This is a genomic window from Oscillospiraceae bacterium NTUH-002-81 (genome assembly GCA_032620915.1).
Taxonomy (GTDB): Bacteria; Bacillota; Clostridia; order Lachnospirales; family Lachnospiraceae; genus JAGTTR01.
In genome coordinates this window covers 1,889,599-1,908,616 of record CP136052.1, presented here as the reverse complement: position 1 = coordinate 1,908,616, position 19,018 = coordinate 1,889,599, and the positions used below count along the sequence as shown (strand labels likewise).

Here is a 19,018-nt window from a genome sequence, read left to right as displayed (position 1 = left end):
TCGTATGTAATGCTATGGGAATCAACCAGCTTGTTTTCCTTTTATCTCCTGTAGGTCATGCGTTTAAAACCGAAAATAGAGAAATGGATGGAAGGATCCTGCCACCAGAAATGCAGTGCACACCAGCAGCAACAGCAAAAGGCCGCCGATTTCCAGCAGTTGTACTGGCAGATCGTCTCCCATTTTTCTGCCGCCCCATTTTTCCGGCAGCGGTAACGCCCTTATCTTCCGCAGCAGCCGCATGGGATAAGGAGTCGCCAGCACGGCGGCCGCCAGCAGAAGGACAGCGTAGCTTTTTCCATAATAAAGAGTCACGCTGCTGCACAAGGGCAATCCTGACAGCCCGGCCATGGCCCGAAGGCTCTCTCCCGCCTCTGCAAGGCTTCCGGCGTCAAAAAGCACAAAGCCCACCACCACGAAAAACAGTACATAGACATGACAAAGCAGACGGCTCTTTGCAAGCAGCCGCCCGGTGAACCATTTTTCCGTCAGCAACAGCAGGGCATACAAAGCGCCCCACAGCACAAAATTCCAGGCCGCCCCGTGCCACAGGCCGGTGGCCAGCCACACAACGGCAATGGCCAGCAGCTGCCGCCCCCGGCCCTTTCGATTGCCGCCCAGGGGAATATACACATAATCCCGGAACCACTGGCCCAGGGAAATATGCCACCGCCGCCAGAATTCCGTGATGCTTTTTGAAATGTACGGATACCGGAAGTTATCCGGAAAGGAAAAGCCCAGCATCTGTCCCATGCCCACCGCCATATCACTGTATCCGGAAAAATCAAAATAAATCTGCAGGGTAAAAGCAATGGCATAGATCCAGTAAAACAGCACCGTCTTTTCACTCTGTCGAAAGGTTGTCACCAACAGCCCCAGGGAATCTGCCAGCAGCACCTTTTTGGACAGACCAAGAATCAACCGCCGGACACCGGCTGCCGCCTGATCCACGCTGCAGGTGCGACCGGCAAGCTGCGCCGCAATGGTCTCATACCGGACGATAGGACCGGCAATGAGCTGAGGAAACATACAGATATAGGCTGCCAGATCCACAAGCCTACGCTGTACCGCCGTTGTTCCCCGGTAAACATCCACCGTATAGCTGATGATCTGAAACGTATAAAAGCTGATGCCCGCGGGCAGTACCAGCTGCAAAAGTCTTACGTTTCCTCCCGTCATCCGGTTCCAGTTTTCCAGAAAGAAATCTGCATATTTATAATAGCCAAGCATTCCCAGCGCACAGAGCACACTGACCGCCAGCCAGCATTTTTTCCAGCGCATCCTGTTTTTCTCCGGCCAGGAGGACGTCCGGTGCCAGCATATCAGACGGGCGCAGGCATACCCCTGGGCCACATCAAAAAGCAGCATGGGCACATAGCGGGCATCGCCCCAGGCATAGAACACCAGACTTTCCAGAAAAAGAACACCGTTCCTGCCCTTTGCCGGGACGAGGAAATACAGGGCCATCGCCACCGGTAAAAAATAGTACAGGAACGGAACACTTGAAAATACCATAAATAAATTCTCCGTTTATTCGATGGGTGCGTCACACACAACGACCGCAGATGCATAAGCTGCCGTCAGGTGATTCTGGAAATTGTCCACCAGATCCTCTGCGCCGTAAACGCTCACCAGATAATCGCCCACCGTCAGGATCACCAGCTTGTCCGGGAAACCGCACATCCACTGCTTGTTCATGATCGACGCCTTCACAGCCGCTGCCACGTTGTCCATCTGGGAGGCGTCCTTTACATGGAAGGCCCCGCAGGTAAACGTATTGCCGTTCATCATGTGAATGAGGGAAGCTGCACCGTCCACCGCATCCAGCTGGACTGCCGGAAAGCCAAGGTTCACCTCCACCGCATCTGCATCCGACAGATCATATACGCCAGGTGCATTTTCCTTGTTATTCGCTTCTGAAAAATCTCCGCCTATCGCAGGGAATTTCTCGTCGCCCGTGTAACTGTCCCAGACGGTCGTCAGGAGCGTCACCGCATCCGGGATGTCCACTGCTGCTTCGTTTTCTTTGTTATCCTCTGTATTGCTGCCCGACTGTCCGCTGCTGCTGCCGCAGGCTGCCAGGGAAACCGCCAGGATCGCCGTCAGTAATACTGCTATGATTTTTTTCATCTATTTCTCCTTTTCCTCTTCCGTTATGTATTGCTCCAGATATTCCTCCAGACAAAGCCCTTGTTCCATGATGATCCGGGCATGCTCCTCGCCCACATACCGGAAATGCCAGGGCTCATAAATGATGCCTGTGATCTCTTCCTTATCCTTGGGATAGCGCAGGATAAATCCATATTCCATGCAGTGCTGCATCAGCCACTGGTACGCATCCGTATTCTCCTGTTCTTCCTCCAGCACCGGATAAGATTTGCTGGCCAGATCCAGCGCCAGTCCGGTGGCATGCTCACTCATGCCCGGTATCGCCACGACCGTTCCGGCCTCCTCGGTGGCTTCCGCCTTCGAATACCCATGCCGCTCCAGCCGTTTGATCTTGTTTTTGTAAAGGTTTACCTGCCGGTCATAGGAACGATAGGCAGAAATGATGGAGATCTCCACCCCGTCCTCCTTCGCCGCCGCCAGCATGGCCTCCAGCTCCGGGGCGATCCGGCTATCCACATACTGGCCGTTGCCCACCTTCGTCCGCTCCACCGCATAATCCTCGTCCAGCAGATGGGTACTGTTCACCAGAATAAGCCTCCAGGCATCCTGCTGTCTGTGCAGCTCCTTTGATGCCTCCCGATGCAGCTCCATCTGATTTTCCACGATCTGCTCTGTCAGATACTGGAAATCGTGGTATGTCATCCCTTTTTCTGCATCTCCGGTTGCTTCTCCGCTGCCGGTTGCTGCCTGCGTATCTTCTGCTGTATCCGTCTCTCCACGCTGTAGCGAAGCTTCTTTTACATCATTCCCCTGTATTGTCTCCACTGCCTCCGCGTGCAGATGGGGCAGGGCTTCCGCTCCCGGCGTTCCCGCCGCCAGTACACCTCCCACAGCCAGCAGTGCTGCGCCGATGCAGACCACAGCAATCTGTCCCACCCGTATTTTTCTTCTGTTATGATCCTTCATACTCATCTATGTCCAATTTCCCTGTTTTTATCCGTTTTGTATGTTCTGGCAGCATTTTCCGCAGCTTTTCTGCCATCATCGTCTGTCCGTTTTCTGCCATCTGCTCCCAGGCTTTTAAATGCGCGGTGCGCTCTTCCACCGTTCCTCCTGGGCTTCATACTGCTCCCACAGCCAGGCCGCCGCCTGTGTCCGCCCTTCCTTCGTCAGCGGAAACTGTACGGACGTCTTCTGCTCCTCCGGCGTGCAGGCAAACGACTTCGGTTCCGGGTAGATCGTCACCTTCATCTGGTCGTCCCCGTCTTTTTCGATCCGCCAGCGCATACCCTGGTAGCTGCCGGTGCCCGCCTCTTTCTTGATGGAATTCAGCGGTGATAACTCTTTTTCTGTCAGCATCGGCCTTCGCCTCCTTTGCGGGGTTATTATAGCAGATTTTCCCGGTTATGAAAATATACAAAATCTTACTTTTTCAGCACTTTTTCAAACTTCTGCTGTCGATCTTATAGGCGAAAGCTTCCGCTTCATGTATAATGGAGAAAAACAGAAGGAGGATTTCGCATGAACAGTTTTTTCAAAGGACTTACCCGGGGGCTGCTGGCCGTTATCCCCATCTGTCTCATCGTCTGCGTGCTTTTCGCCGGACAGAGGCTGATGCTGACTGACAGGACATCCGTATCCTCCCGCAATGCTGGTTCTGATGTGGATTCTGTCTCCGCAGAACAGACAGTTTCTGACAAACGCTCCAGCGAAGACACTGCTCCTTCGCCTTCTGATATCAGTGCCGGCGGCAGCAGGATCTCTCATGGAGGAACTTCACAGAACGCCTTCCGTTCGGATGATACGACCATTTCTATTGACTCTGGTAACACGGCTATTTCAAACGATCGTTCCAAATCTGATAACATACGCAATTCCGACGACACCACTCCGGAGCCGGTTCTCTCTTTCGCCGGAGATATGCTTTTTACGGAAAACACCCTGTCCCACTACCATCAGCAGGGCATTTCCTCCATGTTCAGTGAGGAGCTGCTGTCTGCCATGACCGACGCTGATCTTTTCATGGTCAATGAGGAATTCCCGTTCAGCACCCGCGGGGAGGCAGCCGAGGACAAGCAGTTCACCTTCCGGGTGGATCCCTCCTACGTCCGCATTTTTCAGGAAATCGGTGTGGATGTGGCCACCGTTGCCAACAACCATGCGCTGGATTTCGGTGTAGATGCTTTCACAGACAGTCTGGATACGCTGGATCAGGCCGGGATCGCCCGGGTGGGCGGCGGCCGCACATTAAGCGAAGCCAAAGCACCGGTGATCCGCACCGTCGGTGACAGCACGGTGGGCATTCTGGGGGCCAGCCGGGTGATTCCCGTGTCTTCCTGGACAGCAGGAAGCGCCCGGCCAGGCATGTTCACTGCCTATGACCAGGCGCCTCTGTTAAACGAAATCTCGGATTTATCCTCCCAGTGTGATTACACTGTCGTCTATCTGCACTGGGGCATCGAAAAGGACGAATATCCCCAGGAATACCAGCGCAAACTGGCTTACGCCTGCATCGACGCCGGGGCCGATCTGGTGGTTGGCAGTCATCCCCATGTGCTGCAGGGCTTTGAAACCTACAAAGGAAAGCTCATCGCCTACAGCCTGGGCAACTTTCTGTTCAGCAACAGCACCAATCCCACCGTACTTCTGCAGGTGCACATAAAAGAAGACGGCACACTGGCCGCCTCTCTCATTCCCTGCACAAGGGTCAATGGACAGATACAGAAAAACACTGCGCCTGCGGCACTTTTCTCCCATCTGACCGAATTGTCTTATGGCGTGCAGGTTACCGCTGATAGTGATGGGAACGGACAGATCACTGCTTTTTGACAATATCATCCTGCTTTTTGAAGATGCTCTCCGCCGGAATGAAGCCCCGTACCGCAGACAACGGATACACGTTGGTGTGATGGCCGATGACCGTGCCCGGATTGAGGACGCTGTTGCATCCCACTTCCACACAGTCCCCCAGCATGGCACCGAATTTCTTAAAGCCGGTAGGGATCTGTTCTTCTCCATTCTTTACCACCACCAGTGTCTTGTCGGATTTTACATTGGAGGTGATGGAACCGGCGCCCATATGTGCCCGGTAGCCCAGAATGGAATCGCCCACATAATTGTAATGGGGCACCTGCACCCGATTGAATAGCACCACATTTTTCAGCTCTGTGGAGTTGCCCACCACGGCGTTCTCTCCCACAATGGCGTTGCCGCGGATGAAGGCGCAGTGGCGGATCTCCGCCTCTTTGCCGATGATGGCCGGGCCGTGGATATAAGCCGTGGGCGCCACGGTGGCAGAACGGGCGATCCACACGTCCTCGCCCACCTGCTCATAGTCTTCTGCCGGAAGGGTGGGGCCCAGTTTTTTGATAAACGCACCGATATTGGGCAGCGCCTCCCAGGGATAAGTCAAGCCCTCGAACAGTTCCGCCGCGATAGTTTCCTGTAAGCTGTAATTTTCCTGTATCGTCATTTCCTTACTCACTTTCTTTTCCTCCATTCTTTTCCGAACTTCCTGTAATGATTATTCCGCAGCCGTCTTTTTCGCCCTGCCTCTGGCTGAACCGGCCTTCGCTCTGGATGTCCCGGCTGCGGCTTTTGCCCGTCCCGTCGTCCGCGTCGTTCTTCCCGTACCTTTATAGGCTTCCTTATAAAAAGGTGCCACCGCATCGTAACAGGCCCGCAGCTGGTACTGGTTGTTCAGCCCCAGCACACCGTCGGTTCTGCTGACGATGAAATGGGTCAGCTTACCCATATATTCATCCTCGGTGATGTCTCCCTGGGCCACGTAGGTAAGCCCCTTCTCCCAGCTGGCGGTCAACTCCGGGTTTAACAGGGAACGGATGGACGCCCGCACCACATCAAACACCATTTCTCCCAACTGGGTAGGTGTCAGCACCTGGGTCTTTTTGTTCAGGCTCAGATACTTGATGTTCACCAGCTTTTTCAGAATTTCCGCCCGGGTGGCGCTGGTGCCGATGCCGCTTCCCTTGATCTGGGCCCGCAGCTCTTCATCCTCAATGAGCTGCCCGGCATTTTCCATGGCCAGGATCATGGAACCGGAATTGTACCGCTTCGGCGGGGAGGTCTCCCCCTCCCGGATATCCAGCCCATCCACCGGGATCTTGTCGCCTTTTTTCAGCTTCTTCAATGCTTCCTGTAAAACGGTATCCCCCTGGATATTTTCTTCTTCCTCCGAAGCCTTGTCCCCGGAACCATTTTCACCGGCATTTTTCTCTTCGGAAGGCTTTTCCTGGGCCGGACGTCTGCCCAGCACCTTTAAGTACCCTTCGGATAACAGCATCTTAAATCCGGAGAAAAACTTTTCCCCGTCGATGGCCGTGGTAAGGCTCACCTTCTGGTACACCGCCGGTGGATAGAAAATGCTCAGGAAACGCCGGACGATCATGAGATACACCCGCTGTGCCTGGGCATTCAGCCCCGCAAAAGCGCCCAGTCCCTGTCCGGTGGGAATGATGGCATAGTGATCGGTGATCTGGGCATCGTTGGTGTACCGGGATTTGCCGATGCCCTTATAGCTGCCCTCCGCCAGAATCTCCGATGCAAAGGCCCCCAGCTCTCCAAATCGGGAGAGGCCGTTTAAGTTGCGGCTGATCTCTTTCGCCACCGCGCTGGACAGCACCCGGGCATCGGTTCGCGGATAGGTCACCAGCTTTTTCTCATACAGCTCCTGCACCGTCCGCAGCGTCTCGTCCGGGCTGATCTTCAAAAGTTTGGAGCACTCATTCTGCAGCTCCGCCAGATTGTACAGCAGCGGCGGGTTCTTTTTCTCCTGTTTTCTGGAGATTTCCAGCACCTGGGCATCGGGAATGCGGCTATCTGCCCCGGTCAACTCCCCGATAAGTGCTTTCGCCGACTCTTCCTTTTTGAAACCGTTTTCTTTATAAAGCAGGGGCGACTGGTAATACCGGGAGCCCTCCACCGCCCGGAATTCCCCTTCGATGGCATGGCCCGTCAGCGACATCCGGCTCACCACCCGATAAAACGGCGTTTTGACAAATTCCCGGATCTCCCGCTCCCGGCGGACAACCATGCCCAGCACACAGGTCATGACCCGCCCCACGGAAATGACGGTGTATTTGGTGTTCAGATAGCTGGCAATGGAATTGCCATATTTTAATGTCAGCAGCCGGGAAAAATTGATGCCCATGAGATAATCCTCCTTGGCCCGCAGGTAAGCGGAAGCAGCCAGATTGTCATAGGCTGACAGATCTTTTGCTTCCCGGATGCCCCGCAGGATCTCTTCCTCCGTCTGGGAATCGATCCACACCCGTTTCCGCATTTTTCCTGTAACGCCTGCCATTTGCTCCACCAGTCGGTAGATATACTCTCCCTCCCGTCCCGAGTCGGTGCACACATAGATCGTATCCACGTCCGACCGGGTCAGCAGATTCTTCACGGTATTGAACTGTTTGCTCACCCCCGGAATGACCTCGTAGAGAAATTTTTCCGGCAGAAAAGGAAGTGTCGCCAGGCTCCACTTCCTGAATTTTTCGTCATACACTTCGGGATAACTCATGGTCACCAGATGGCCCACGCACCAGGTCACCACCGCCTCCTCCGACTCGATGTACCCGTCTCCCTTTCTTCCACTGACGTGCAGCGCCTTGGCAAACTCCTGGGCCACACTGGGTTTCTCTGCGATATATAATGCTTTTGCCATAATTATATTGCCAAATCTCTCTTTCTGAAGCTGTTCACTCCCAGGGCGTAGAGCACCACCGCTCCCGCACACAGCAGCGCCATGTACAGAAAACAGATGCCTTCCCCGGCAAGGATCGCTTCTATATCAAACAGGGTAAATACGGTGCCAAACCGCAGAATCCCCCACATGCCACCTGTGGCTGCCAGCATATGCAGCAGCAGAAAGGCCACAGGGATCCCGGCCCCCGACAGCACAAATGTCCGCATATTTTTCCCCCGACAGGCGGCAAAAAACGCAATGCCGCCAAGCAGCGCATGCAGAAAAAAACACCCTGCCAGCAGCTGCCAGAACACCGGCTCATCCAGCTGCCCCGGGAACTGCACCGCGGCACAGATTTCCCCGCAGATGCCTGTCAACAGGAACAAAAGCCCTGTGCTTCCCGCAAGACACGCCCCTCTGGTACAGGCGATGGTGGCCCGGGCATTGGGGGTGGCGATCAGATATACAAAAATGCCGCTGTCAATGCCGGAAGCGATGAGCTGGCTGGCAGCCATCACCTCATACCCCAGCGGCAGGATGAGCAAAAAGAAGCCGAACAGGCCAAAAGAAACGAATTCCGTCAGGGAGCCTCTGGAAAAATCAAGACCAAAGGCCGCCAGCATCTGAGGGGAAAGGGACGCCGTCAGCGCCTGCAGCGTATCCGTAATGCCCGGATGATAAATGCCAAACCACAGGGCCGTCCCGCCCAGCATCAGCGCCGCAAAAATGAGAAAGTTCTTCCGGATCTCCCGGAAAGACTGCATAAGCAGCGGATAACTAAGCATGTTCCTCTCCTCCGTAATAGTGCATGAAAATATCCTCCAGCCGCTGTTCTTTTCCGTCCGGCACCGTTTCCACAGCTGCCAGATGGCCACCCACCAGCATGCCGACCCGGTCACAGGTCTTCTCCATCTCTTCAAAAATATGGGAGGAAAGGAAAATCGTCCGCCCCATATCCTTCTCCTCCAGCAGAAGCTCAATGAACCGGCTGCGCATGAGGGGATCCAGCCCGGTGGTCGGCTCATCCAGAATGAGCACATCCGGCCGGTGCATAAAGGCACACACAATGGCCAGCTTCTGTTTCGTTCCCCGGGACATCCGCCGGATCTTCACAGACGGATCCAGATCAAAGCGTTCCACCAGCTCGTCTCTGCGGCGCTGGCTTTTCAGCTCCCGCATTTTTCCACAGAAATTTAAGAACTGCACGCCGGTCATCTGGGGCGGCAGCGACACCTCCCCCGGAAGATAGCCCAGTTTCTTCTGGATCAGGGCCGCCTCATCCCAGCAGTTCTTTCCACCAATGAAGCATTCTCCCATATCCGCATGTACAAATCCCATCAGATGGCGGATCGTCGTCGTCTTTCCCGCGCCGTTGGCGCCCAGAAGACCGAACACCTCTCCCGGCTCCACCTGAAAACTCACATCAAAAATCCCTCTCCCGGCGGAGTATTCTTTTGAAATGTGAAATACGTCAATCATTCCCACGGCAGTTCCCGCTCCTACTGTTTTCTTCCAAAGCTGAAAATCGTCGTTGTCCGGTAAGTCTCCCCGGCTTTCACGATGGTTCCCGGAAAATTCTCATGATGGTTGGCATCCGGGAAATACTGGGTCTCAAAGCAGACCGCAGAGCGCTTCGGATATACGTGCCCGTCCTTTCCCTTTTCCTGATCCAGGAAATTGGCCGTATACATCTGGATGCCCGGAAGGTCGGTGTCCACCGCCATCTCAATGCCGCTGTTGTCCGAGTATACATAGGCAGCCCGGCGTACTCCGTCAGCCGTACCATCTGGTGTTTCATCCAGCACCCAGTTATGATCGTATCCACCGGCTGTCACCAGCGGTTCATAGTCTGTGTCGATCCGCTCCCCGATCCGGTGCTCCGTCCGGAAATCCATGGGCGTTCCCTCCACGCTTCGCACCTCGCCGGTGGGCATCAATGCTTTATCTGTCGGGGTAAAAGCATCCGCATAAATGGTCACCACATGATCCATCACGCTACTGCTCTCCTGTCCTTCCAGATTGAAGTAACTGTGATTGGTAAAATTAAATACCGTATCCTGATCCGCCTTTGCCTGATAATCGATGCGGATTTTGTTGTCCGTGGTCAGCGTATAGGTGACGGAAATCTTCGCCGTTCCCGGATAGCCCTGATCCATGTGAGGGCTTTTCAGCAAAAAGGTCACGCTTGGCTCGCCGTCATTCATATCCGTCCAGGCCTCCCACATCCGTTTATGGTAGCCGTGACTGCCACTATGTAAATTATTTTCCCCATCGTTGTGCTCTAGCGGATAGGACACGCCGCCCACGGTCACCTCCGCACCGCCGATGCGGTTGGCATTTCTGCCGATGATGGCTCCCAGGTTCGGTTCATTTTCCTCATATTCCGCCAGGGTGTCATAGCCCCAGACAATATCCTGAAAACGCCCCCTCTTATCCCGGAACCACACATTCACCAGGCAGGCGCCGTAATCTGTCACAGTCATTTCCATATAATCATTGTAAAGGCGGTAAAGTCTGGCGATCTCTCCGCCCGCTGTCTTTCCGAAAAAACTCGTCTCAATTCCCATAAGTATTCCTTTCCATTGTTCGTTCGTTGAGAATACATTGAAAAATAAATGCCGTCTTCGACGTCGCTTATTTTTCTACTGTATTCTCACTATACCACAAAAAAGAGAGGGAACGAAAGTGTTGTTTCGTTCCCTCTCCCGGTAAAGCGCTTTTCCCTCATTTGATTTTATTTGATGACGTTCTGCACCTGGGCAAGCAGGGTGGATACATCCATCTTGTTGACCAGTGCCGCATCCGCACTGTCCTGGCCGTCATCGCTGACCAGCGCCAGATAGAAATTGTCGTCATACGGATAATAGGATACGGTCCGTCCGCTGCCGTCTGTCTGTGCAAACTGGATGACACACACCGCATCGGTATCCGGGAACGCATCGGTATAGCTCTGGGCGTTCATGCCCCTAGCGGTCTTAAAGAAGTCCTGATAGGTGTCCGCATCAAAGGTTTTGCCGTTCCGGGTGCAGGTATAGGACGTCACGTCCTCCCCGCCGTCGTTCTGGGCCGTTGTTTCCTGCTGCTCGAAGGTGTACTGCTTTCCCTCATAAGTCAGCGTCAGGCTGGCCACCTGCTCCATGGACAGCGGTGCCAGCGCCAGGCTCCGGTAGGAGGTCACATCCACATCCAGAAAATCTGCCAGGGCAGAAGCCAGGACGGTATGCACTTCCCCGGTGCCCTCCCGCTGGATAAAGTATCGTCCACTTTCGTCCTGAATGCCGATGAGGAACACCACCTCTGTGCCCGCAGCATCGCCGGTTGTTGTTTCTTCCGCCGCCGGGTTTTCTCCGTCTTCCGAATTCCCACCGGCAGCATCTCCGTTCTCACCGGACGCAGACGGATCCTCAGAAGATGCCACAGACGTATTGGCAGAAACTTCCGTATAGCGCACGCGGATCCGCGCAATCGGGTGATCCAGCCCATATGCCTCCGGATTCTGGCAGTCATATTCCAGGCAGGACTGATAGCTGATGCTGCCCAGTTCATCCAGCAGGGATAACAGCTTGCTGTCGTCTCCCTCGTACACTCGACTGCCGTCTGACAGAAGCCAGCCGGTGTTGCTGGATGCGTCCTGATAAGCAGAGAACAGGCCGTTCTCCGAGGTCACCTCCACCAGCGACACCTCGGTGGAGTCAATGGACGGGAAGCTCTCCGTCTTTGCCAGATCATAAAGACCGATCTGGAAATCCAGCGGAATGGTGCTGTCGATGGTATATACCGTCTTCTCATCTGACGTGTAGGCGTAATAGTCCCCGGTGGAGCTGTTCAGGTTGCCGATGTGCAGCACATACTCACCGCCCTCACTGTCCGTCAGGTGAATGGTGTTGGCCGGTTCCTCCAGCCCGTACTGGGCAAGGTCACTGACATCCGTCAGTACCCGGCTGGCACTTACCTCCGAAAAGGCAGACAGCAGATTTTCTATCTTATCCGCGTCTGCGGGAAAATTCGGATCGCCGCTGTAGTTCCATGTATCATCGTTTTTCAGAAAACTGTACGTATTTTTTCCCACCACAAAGGAAAATCCTGTGATGGTGTCCGACGGGACAGCCAGCACCGTCTCTTCGTCGGTTTCCTCACTGTCTGTTGTTTCTGCACTGCTGCTCTTTTTGCCCAGGAGCACATAGCAGGCGGTACAGAGCACCAGCACCGCCGCCCATATGAGCAATCGGCTTTTCTTCATCGTTTCCTCCTTCTGTAGCAGACCACGCCGCCCAGGATCAGCACGCCCAGCGGAAGCACGGCAGTTGCCACAATACTCCATAGATTTGCCGCAGCGGAAGTCACCGTCAGATAGCTGGCATCCAGACTCTTGGCCGCAATAGACACACTCGTCTCATGGTCAGCCATATCGCTCAGGGAATTTGCCAGAAGCTCCATGTTGCCGCCGGCCACCGCCCGGTTCATGGTGTCATCCAGAATACCCTCCGTGGTATAATAGATGATCTTCGTCTCAGCATCCTCCAGCTGCTCCGTCACCTCCATACCTATGGTGAAGGGGCCTTCCTGATCTTCCGCCTCTTTGGCATAGCTTTCCATGTTCTGCAGGTCAGCTTTCTCATAGGAACTGTCCGAGGTGACAAGGATCGGCGTCATGGTCAGACTGTCCCGGTACGCCTCCAGCGTCTCGATGGACTGAGCGATGGGCACCGCCACATATTTTTTTCCGCTTTCCAGGCTGGAGGCAATGCTGCTGTCTCCGTACTCCGGCACCAGATACAGGGGATTCTGAGACAGGGTGTGTGCCGGATCGCCCTCCAGCACCAGGCCGTCCCCGGTCCGGATCCCGTAGGCGCTTAAAATGGACTGGAAATTGGGCAGCTCGGTTTCCGTATAGGAACTGATGATCAGCGACTTCCCGCCTTTTTCCAGATAAGCGATGATCTTGGCCGCCTCTTCCTCGGAGTAATCACTCATGGGCGCGTACAGGAACAGGCCCGCCGCATCCTCCGGCACATCGGTGTCCGTCATCAGGTTCAGATCCTCCAGGCGGATGTTTTCCTTTTCAATGGTACTGCGCACGGTGGAGCTGATCTCCGCCTCGTCGTGGCCGGTTACCACGTACAGCACCGGCAGATCGTCGGTGGTCACATAGGCGATGGCACTGGTGAGCTGTCCCTCACCGTCAAAGCTGGAGGAATAGCCGCCGGTGGAATAATCATAATCCCCGGTATAAATATCCGCATAGGAGATCACCTTACTGCGGTCGCCGGATACCACGATCACACTGTTGTCCGCCACCTGATCCGTGGTGTACGTCTGCGTAAAGGTGGGGCTCTTCACCGGATCCTTCGTCTCCAGCGTTACATGATCGCTGTTCTCGGCGTACTGCTCCAGCAGGTGGGTCACCGTGCTGTCCTCATTCCCTTCCTGGCAGACCAGATACAGCGTCACATCCTCGGAAAGCCCATCCAGCACCGCCTTGGTCTGGTCACCGATGGAATACAGGCCGGAGCCACTCAAGTCGATTTTCGTATATTTGGAGGGCAGTCTGGAAACGATCAGGTTGCCCATCAGAAGCACCGCCAGAAAAAGTGCCGTATACCCTGCACTGTAAGAGCCATGGACCGATTCCTTCCCTTTTTTCTGAAACAGCGGTTTGATTTTTTCAAATACTGGTTTCTTCATTTTTCCCTCCTAGCTCCATCTTCTCTTCTGGATGGACTGGATACTTAAGAAAATCCCTGCCGCAATGACGGACAGGAAATACACGATGGCCGTCACATCCAGCATGCCGTCCGTCAGCCCGGAAAACCGGGTAGAAATATCAAAAATATCCATGATTTTCTGTACCAGTCCCTCATACAGTGCCGCATGGGTCAGATAAACGCCTGCCATGACAGCCTCTCCCACCACGCAGAAAAGCAGGGGCAGCAGAAAGCGCTGGGTCATCCGGTACAGGATCCAGCCCACTGCCAGCAGCACGCAGGTAAGAATGAGGAAGGAAGCCGAAGCAGTGCTGGGAATGAGGGTTTTCAGACCGCTCATCATATAAAACAGAAACAACACGCCAAAACTTAACACCGCCGCCATCACCTGATTTTCCGTCAGGGAAGAAATGAACAGGCCGATGGCCAGGCAGGCACAGCCCAGCAGATAGAATCCCAAGATCGCCGCGTACGTCTGGGCCCAGGCCACCTCCCCGTACCGGGACAGAATGACCGGATACAGACAGAACACCAGCATGGGCACCGCAAACACCGTGATCATGGCCAGATATTTGCCCAGGACGATCTGATACAGCGGCACCGGGGACGTCAGAAGCAGCTGATCCACCTTCTGCCGCCGCTCCTCCGCCAGCACCTTCATGGAAAGCATGGGGGTAGTGATGAGCATGGCAAAAGCCGCCGACACCAGCGCATAGCCGAACAGGGAATACTGATAGCTCAGGTTATAGGCGGAAAAATAAATGCCCACCACCACAAAGAGGAACGCCATGAAAATATATCCTGTCATCGTATGAAAATAGGAGGCAAGCTCCCGTTTGAATACTGCCAGCATTTATTCCGCCTCCTTTTCTGTTTCGTCTTCCGTCAGCTCCAGGAACACCTTTTCCAGAGAAGCATGGGCGCTTTCCATCTCGTAGATAGGCAACCGTTTCTCTGCCAGACGGTAAAAGATGGCTTCCCGCGCAGCATCTGGTGTCCTGCTCTCCGTGGATGCTGCATCGCTACCTGACTGCTGTGCATCTTTTCCAGCCTTCGCCTGTCCGCCGGTGCTCTGTCTTCCCTTCAACTGTACATTCACACTGGTGAGATCCCCTTCCTGCTCTGCCGTTACCTGCTGTACGCCGCTGATGTTTTTTAGCGCCGCTTCCACGTCCGCTATCTTTCCCTTTACTTTCAGGTGCAGCGTCTCTTTCCCGGTCAGCAGATGACCCAGATTGTCCGGCGTATCGCTGGCCACCAGTTTTCCATGAGAAATGATCAGCACCTCGTCGCACACCGCGCTGACCTCGGACAAAATATGGGAACTCAAAATAATCGTATGTTCGCTGGAAAGCCTGCGGATCAACGTGCGGATCTCCGTGATCTGCAGCGGATCCAGCCCGGCCGTGGGTTCATCCAGGATGAGGATATCCGGATCTCCCAGCAGCGCCTGTGCCAGCCCCACTCTCTGCCGGTAACCCTTGGACAGGTTGCGGATGAGCCGATCTGCCATCTCTTCGATCCCCGTCTCCTGCATGACCTGTACCACACAGGCTTCCCGTTCTCCCCTGGCAATGCCCCGCAGCTCCGCCGCAAAATGTAACTGTTCGTAGGGCGTCATCTCCATATACAGCGGCGGAACCTCCGGCAGATAGCCGATATGCTTCTTGGCCTTCTCCGGTTCCTTCAAAATATCATGCCCGTCAATGAGCACCTCCCCTGAGGTGCTGGCCAGATATCCTGTCATCATATTCATCGTCGTGGATTTTCCCGCGCCGTTGGGCCCGAGAAAGCCGTATATTTTTCCTTTTTCTGCTGTAAAGCTTAAGTGATCCACTGCCACGTGGTCACCGTATTTCTTTACCAGGTCACGAACTTCTATCACGCTGTTTCCTCCTTTTTACACTCCCCTCACTATACAGGGCATTTGTGTTCACTTTTGGGAAAATCTGTGAAAACTTTTTGAAAAAACTGTGAAAGGGCGAACCCCGGATTTTCTCCCCCGATCAGGAAAGAAATTCCGAAGTTCACCCTTTTCTTTTGTATTCCACCCTTATTCTATTGCTTTACAGATACGTTTTACTTTGCCTGAATGTATCCCTGGGCTTTCAGAAGCTCTGCACACAGCACGGCGCCGCCTGCAGCACCTCTGACGGTATTGTGGGACAGTCCCACAAACTTGTAATCAAACAGTGCGTCCTCACGCAGTCTTCCCACAGAGATGCCCATACCGTTCTCGTAATTCACATCCAGCACCACCTGGGGACGATTGTCCTCCTCCAGATACTGGATGAACTGCTTCGGTGCGCTGGGCAGTGCCAGCTCCTGGGGCAGACCTTTAAAATTCACCATCCGGTCGATCAGCTCCTCTTTGGACGGCTTTTTCTCAAAGTTTACAAACACCGCCGCGGTATGGCCGTTGAGCACCGGTACCCGGATACACTGGGTGGTGATGAGAGGACCTGCCGCTTTCACGATCTGTCCGTTCTCGATCTTTCCCCACAGACGTAAGGGCTCCTGCTCGCTCTTCTCTTCTTCGCCGCCGATATAAGGGATGATGTTGCCCACCATCTCCGGCCAGTCCTGGAACGTCTTTCCGGCACCGGAAATGGCCTGATAGGTCGTTGCCACCACCTGGGTCGGATGGAACTCCTTCCATGCGGTCAGCACCGGCGCATAGCTCTGGATGGAGCAGTTGGGCTTCACTGCCACAAAGCCTCTCGTGGTGCCCAGACGCTTCTTCTGGAACGGGATGACTTCGAAATGCTCCGGGTTGATCTCCGGCACCACCATGGGCACGTCCGGTGTCCAGCGGTGGGCGCTGTTGTTGGATACCACCGGTGTCTCGGTCTTCGCATAGGCATCCTCAATGGCACGGATCTCTTCCTTTGTCATGTCCACGGCACTGAACACGAAATCAACGGATGCAGCCACCTTCTCCACCTCTGCCACATTCATCACCGACAGTTTCTTCACAGCCTCCGGCATGGGCGTATCCATCTTCCAGCGGCCATTGACCGCTTCCTCATACGTCTTTCCCGCACTTCTGGCACTGGCTGCCACGGTCGTCACCTCAAACCACGGATGATTCTCCAGAAGGGCAATAAAACGCTGGCCCACCATACCGGTTGCTCCAAGAATTCCAACTTTCAGCTTCTCACTCATTTCACAATCTCCTCTTCGTTTCGCATATCCTCTGCGTGTCTCTCTTACAAAGACATCTGTCTTTCTCATAAGATACTAAACCACAATCCGGAAAAATGCAACCCTTTTTTATTCCTCAGGCATCTTTAATCCCAGTTTTCCTGCGCTTCCAAATACATCCGGTTGGCTGCGATCACCTGCTCCATGGCTTCTTTGCCCGGTGCGCCGATGGTCAGCCGCTTGTCCACGCAGGTTTTCAGGCTGATGGCATCATACACATCCGCCTCAAATACCGGGCTGATAGCCTTTAATTCCTCAATGGACAGATCCTCGATGGCGCAGTTTTTGTCGATGCAGTACAGCACCAGACGGCCCACGATGGAATGGGCATCCCGGAAGGGCACGCCATGATTCACCAGATAGTCTGCCGCATCGGTGGCGTTGGTGAACCCGTTTTTTGCACTCTTTTCCATCACATCTTTGTTGAATTTCATCGTTGCGGCCATGCCGTTGAACAGGTGGATGCAGCCCTTGGCCGTGTCAATGGCGTCAAAGGTCATCTCCTTATCCTCCTGCATATCCTTATTGTACGCCAGCGGCAGTCCCTTCATGACCGTGAGCATGGACATAAGGGCGCCGTACACCCGGCCGGTCTTTCCCCGGACAAGCTCCGCGATATCCGGGTTTTTTCTTCTGGGGCATGATGCTGCTGCCGGTGCTGTAGGCGTCATCCAGCTCCACAAACCGGTATTCGTTGGTGTTCCAGATGATCACTTCCTCGGAAAAACGGCTCAGATGCATCATGATGGTGGACAGGGCTGCCAGGAATTCAATGGTGTAATCCCGGTCTGCCACGGAATCAATGGCGTTCATGGTGGGGCCATAGAAGCCCAGAAGCTCTGCCGTATATTCCCGGTCAAGCGGATAGGTGGTGCCTGCCAGGGCGCCTGCTCCCAGCGGACAGTAGTTCATCCGGCGGTAAATGTCGTGCAGACGGGAGCGATCCCGCTTGAACATCTCAAAATACGCGCCGATATGCAGTGCTAGGGTGATGGGCTGGGCCTTCTGCAGATGGGTGAAGCCCGGCATATACGTCTCCACGTTCTCTTCCATGATCTTCTGCAGCGTCTCCAGCAGCTCCTTCAACAGCTCATCGGTCTCCTGCACCTGTCTGCGCACATACAGACGCATGTCCACGGCCACCTGGTCGTTCCGGCTTCTTCCGGTGTGCAGCTTCTTGCCCGCATCCCCGATCCGGTCAATGAGGTTGGCCTCCACAAAGCTGTGAATATCCTCGTATTTCTCCGTGATCTCCAGCGCACCGCTCTCTACGTCCGCCAGAATGCCCTGCAGGCCGCCGATGATGGCTTCCTTCTCTTCCTCTGTGACAATGCCCTGCTTTGCCATCATCGTCACATGGGCAATGCTTCCCTGGATATCCTCCCGGTAAAGCTTTTTGTCAAAATTAATCGAAGCATTGAAATTGTAAACCAGCTGATCCGTCTCTTTGGTGAAACGGCCGCCCCATAACTGTGCCATATGTCTGATCCTCCTGTTTTATGATTCGTTTCTTTCCTGCGCTTTCTCCTGCTGCTGCCGTTCCCGCTCTCTCTTGGAAAAAACACAGCCGCAGTAGTCCTGCCGGTACATGCCGTGTTCCGCGGAAAGCTCCACCGAACGCTTGTAGCCGCCCCGCTTTTTAAAATCCGAGGGCAGGTGTCTGGCCTTGGTAATCCCGGCCAGCTCCTCCCCGATCTCGTTGAGCTTTGCCGCGTTCTTGTGGGGGCTGATGGACAGCGTTGTCGTAAAATAATCGCATCCCAGCTCGTCCGCCAGCTTCGCCGCCTCGGCAAGGCGCAGCCGGTAGCACACAAAACAGCGCTCCCCGCCCTCCGGGCAGTCCTCCAGCGTGCGCACCGCATCGTAAAAGAGTTCCGGCTCGTAAGCCCCGGCCACAAACTGTACCGGGTGGTCGAAGGTGCATTCCGCGATAAACCGCTGCTGCTCCTTCACCCGATGCTCGTATTCCTCGGGGGGATAGATGTTCGGATTGTAATAAAACACCGTGATGGCAAAATACCGGGACAGATATTCCAGCACATAGGAACTGCACGGGCCGCAGCAGCTGTGCAGCAAAAGGCTTGGCACCCGCCCCTCCTTCGTCACCTGTTCGATGACCGCATCCAGCTCCTTCTGATAATTTCGCTTCGTCATAACATCCCTCCTCCCGCAAAGGCGCTTCAGTGCTTTTTATTATACGTCAGGAAAAGGGGCTCTGCAAGAAAAAATCCTTCCGGCCGCCCTGCTTGGGATCACAAACACACGATTTCCCTGTTTTTTCATACTATAAATAGAA

The 19,018-nt window shown here is 54.5% G+C and carries 16 protein-coding genes and 1 pseudogene; 1 reads left to right on the top strand and 16 read right to left on the bottom strand.

All coding sequences use genetic code 11. The annotated features are described in order from the left end of the window. Positions 1–63: 63 nt before the first annotated feature. The 4 genes from RJD28_09195 to RJD28_09180 all read right to left on the bottom strand — a co-directional run bounded on the left by RJD28_09195 (position 64) and on the right by RJD28_09180 (position 3,468). A complete protein-coding gene (locus tag RJD28_09195; GenBank protein WNV56545.1) occupies positions 64–1,515 on the bottom strand; it encodes an MBOAT family O-acyltransferase in 1,452 nt (483 codons plus the stop codon). Between the two features lie 15 nt (positions 1,516–1,530). Next, on the bottom strand, positions 1,531–2,130 hold the full coding sequence (locus tag RJD28_09190; GenBank protein WNV56544.1) for a bacteriocin transport accessory protein: 600 nt from the start codon (positions 2,128–2,130) through the stop codon (positions 1,531–1,533). Continuing rightward, positions 2,131–3,081 (bottom strand): M15 family metallopeptidase, encoded by a 951-nt coding sequence (locus RJD28_09185; GenBank protein ID WNV56543.1) that lies wholly within the window; start codon positions 3,079–3,081, stop codon positions 2,131–2,133. It lies immediately after the preceding gene. Positions 3,082–3,189: 108 nt separating this feature from the next. Beyond that, positions 3,190–3,468: a GNAT family acetyltransferase gene (locus tag RJD28_09180; protein WNV56542.1), complete on the bottom strand. Its 279-nt coding sequence runs from the start codon at positions 3,466–3,468 to the stop codon at positions 3,190–3,192. Positions 3,469–3,630: 162 nt separating this feature from the next. On the opposite strand from RJD28_09180, the gene RJD28_09175 reads away from it, so the two are divergent. Beyond that, positions 3,631–4,938 carry a CapA family protein gene (locus RJD28_09175; protein WNV56541.1) on the top strand — a complete coding sequence of 436 codons (1,308 nt, stop codon included), beginning with the start codon at positions 3,631–3,633 and terminating at the stop codon, positions 4,936–4,938. Here RJD28_09175 and RJD28_09170 read toward each other — a convergent pair. The 12 genes and pseudogenes from RJD28_09170 to RJD28_09115 form a co-directional block, all read right to left on the bottom strand. Beyond that, the gene (locus tag RJD28_09170; GenBank protein ID WNV56540.1) at positions 4,925–5,608 is read right to left on the bottom strand and encodes a UDP-N-acetylglucosamine pyrophosphorylase; all 684 of its coding nucleotides are present in this window, start codon (positions 5,606–5,608) and stop codon (positions 4,925–4,927) included. The two genes, RJD28_09175 and RJD28_09170, sit on opposite strands and share 14 nt — an antisense overlap. Positions 5,609–5,632: 24 nt before the next feature. Further along, complete coding sequence (locus RJD28_09165; protein WNV56539.1) at positions 5,633–7,792, bottom strand: DNA topoisomerase; 2,160 nt, start codon at positions 7,790–7,792, stop codon at positions 5,633–5,635. Positions 7,793–7,794: 2 nt separating this feature from the next. Next, positions 7,795–8,598 (bottom strand): hypothetical protein, encoded by an 804-nt coding sequence (locus tag RJD28_09160; GenBank protein ID WNV56538.1) that lies wholly within the window; start codon positions 8,596–8,598, stop codon positions 7,795–7,797. Next, positions 8,591–9,292 (bottom strand): ABC transporter ATP-binding protein, encoded by a 702-nt coding sequence (locus tag RJD28_09155; protein ID WNV59587.1) that lies wholly within the window; start codon positions 9,290–9,292, stop codon positions 8,591–8,593. Before RJD28_09155 ends, RJD28_09160 begins: the two co-directional genes overlap by 8 nt. A gap of 20 nt (positions 9,293–9,312) precedes the next feature. Beyond that, complete coding sequence (locus tag RJD28_09150; protein ID WNV56537.1) at positions 9,313–10,380, bottom strand: aldose epimerase family protein; 1,068 nt, start codon at positions 10,378–10,380, stop codon at positions 9,313–9,315. Positions 10,381–10,547: 167 nt separating this feature from the next. Next, the gene (locus RJD28_09145; GenBank protein ID WNV56536.1) at positions 10,548–12,053 is read right to left on the bottom strand and encodes a DUF4340 domain-containing protein; all 1,506 of its coding nucleotides are present in this window, start codon (positions 12,051–12,053) and stop codon (positions 10,548–10,550) included. Further along, complete coding sequence (locus RJD28_09140; protein ID WNV56535.1) at positions 12,050–13,498, bottom strand: GldG family protein; 1,449 nt, start codon at positions 13,496–13,498, stop codon at positions 12,050–12,052. The genes RJD28_09145 and RJD28_09140 overlap by 4 nt, the downstream gene beginning before the upstream one ends. 9 nt (positions 13,499–13,507) lie before the next feature. After that, positions 13,508–14,371, bottom strand: coding sequence for an ABC transporter permease (locus tag RJD28_09135; GenBank protein WNV56534.1), 864 nt, complete (start codon positions 14,369–14,371; stop codon positions 13,508–13,510). Further along, positions 14,372–15,403, bottom strand: coding sequence for an ABC transporter ATP-binding protein (locus tag RJD28_09130; protein WNV56533.1), 1,032 nt, complete (start codon positions 15,401–15,403; stop codon positions 14,372–14,374). A 194-nt stretch (positions 15,404–15,597) separates the two neighbouring features. Then, positions 15,598–16,683: an aspartate-semialdehyde dehydrogenase gene (asd, locus tag RJD28_09125; GenBank protein WNV56532.1), complete on the bottom strand. Its 1,086-nt coding sequence runs from the start codon at positions 16,681–16,683 to the stop codon at positions 15,598–15,600. 125 nt (positions 16,684–16,808) lie between these two features. Beyond that, positions 16,809–18,201: pseudogene (gene argH / locus RJD28_09120) on the bottom strand (argininosuccinate lyase). A gap of 18 nt (positions 18,202–18,219) precedes the next feature. Then, positions 18,220–18,876: an epoxyqueuosine reductase QueH gene (locus RJD28_09115; GenBank protein WNV56531.1), complete on the bottom strand. Its 657-nt coding sequence runs from the start codon at positions 18,874–18,876 to the stop codon at positions 18,220–18,222. Positions 18,877–19,018 lie beyond the last annotated feature (142 nt).

Bases quoted from the DNA above. Each gene is read 5' to 3' on its own strand.
- RJD28_09175 (WNV56541.1), top strand. From the start codon at position 3,631: ATGAACAGTTTTTTCAAAGGACTTACCCGGGGGCTGCTGGCCGTTATC.
- RJD28_09180 (WNV56542.1), bottom strand. From the start codon at position 3,468: ATGCTGACAGAAAAAGAGTTATCACCGCTGAATTCCATCAAGAAAGAG.
- RJD28_09165 (WNV56539.1), bottom strand. From the start codon at position 7,792: ATGGCAAAAGCATTATATATCGCAGAGAAACCCAGTGTGGCCCAGGAG.
- RJD28_09170 (WNV56540.1), bottom strand. From the start codon at position 5,608: ATGGAGGAAAAGAAAGTGAGTAAGGAAATGACGATACAGGAAAATTAC.
- RJD28_09135 (WNV56534.1), bottom strand. From the start codon at position 14,371: ATGCTGGCAGTATTCAAACGGGAGCTTGCCTCCTATTTTCATACGATG.
- RJD28_09195 (WNV56545.1), bottom strand. From the start codon at position 1,515: ATGGTATTTTCAAGTGTTCCGTTCCTGTACTATTTTTTACCGGTGGCG.
- RJD28_09185 (WNV56543.1), bottom strand. From the start codon at position 3,081: ATGAGTATGAAGGATCATAACAGAAGAAAAATACGGGTGGGACAGATT.
- asd (WNV56532.1), bottom strand. From the start codon at position 16,683: ATGAGTGAGAAGCTGAAAGTTGGAATTCTTGGAGCAACCGGTATGGTG.
- RJD28_09145 (WNV56536.1), bottom strand. From the start codon at position 12,053: ATGAAGAAAAGCCGATTGCTCATATGGGCGGCGGTGCTGGTGCTCTGT.
- RJD28_09160 (WNV56538.1), bottom strand. From the start codon at position 8,598: ATGCTTAGTTATCCGCTGCTTATGCAGTCTTTCCGGGAGATCCGGAAG.
- RJD28_09155 (WNV59587.1), bottom strand. From the start codon at position 9,292: ATGATTGACGTATTTCACATTTCAAAAGAATACTCCGCCGGGAGAGGG.
- RJD28_09150 (WNV56537.1), bottom strand. From the start codon at position 10,380: ATGGGAATTGAGACGAGTTTTTTCGGAAAGACAGCGGGCGGAGAGATC.
- RJD28_09190 (WNV56544.1), bottom strand. From the start codon at position 2,130: ATGAAAAAAATCATAGCAGTATTACTGACGGCGATCCTGGCGGTTTCC.
- RJD28_09140 (WNV56535.1), bottom strand. From the start codon at position 13,498: ATGAAGAAACCAGTATTTGAAAAAATCAAACCGCTGTTTCAGAAAAAA.
- RJD28_09115 (WNV56531.1), bottom strand. From the start codon at position 18,876: ATGACGAAGCGAAATTATCAGAAGGAGCTGGATGCGGTCATCGAACAG.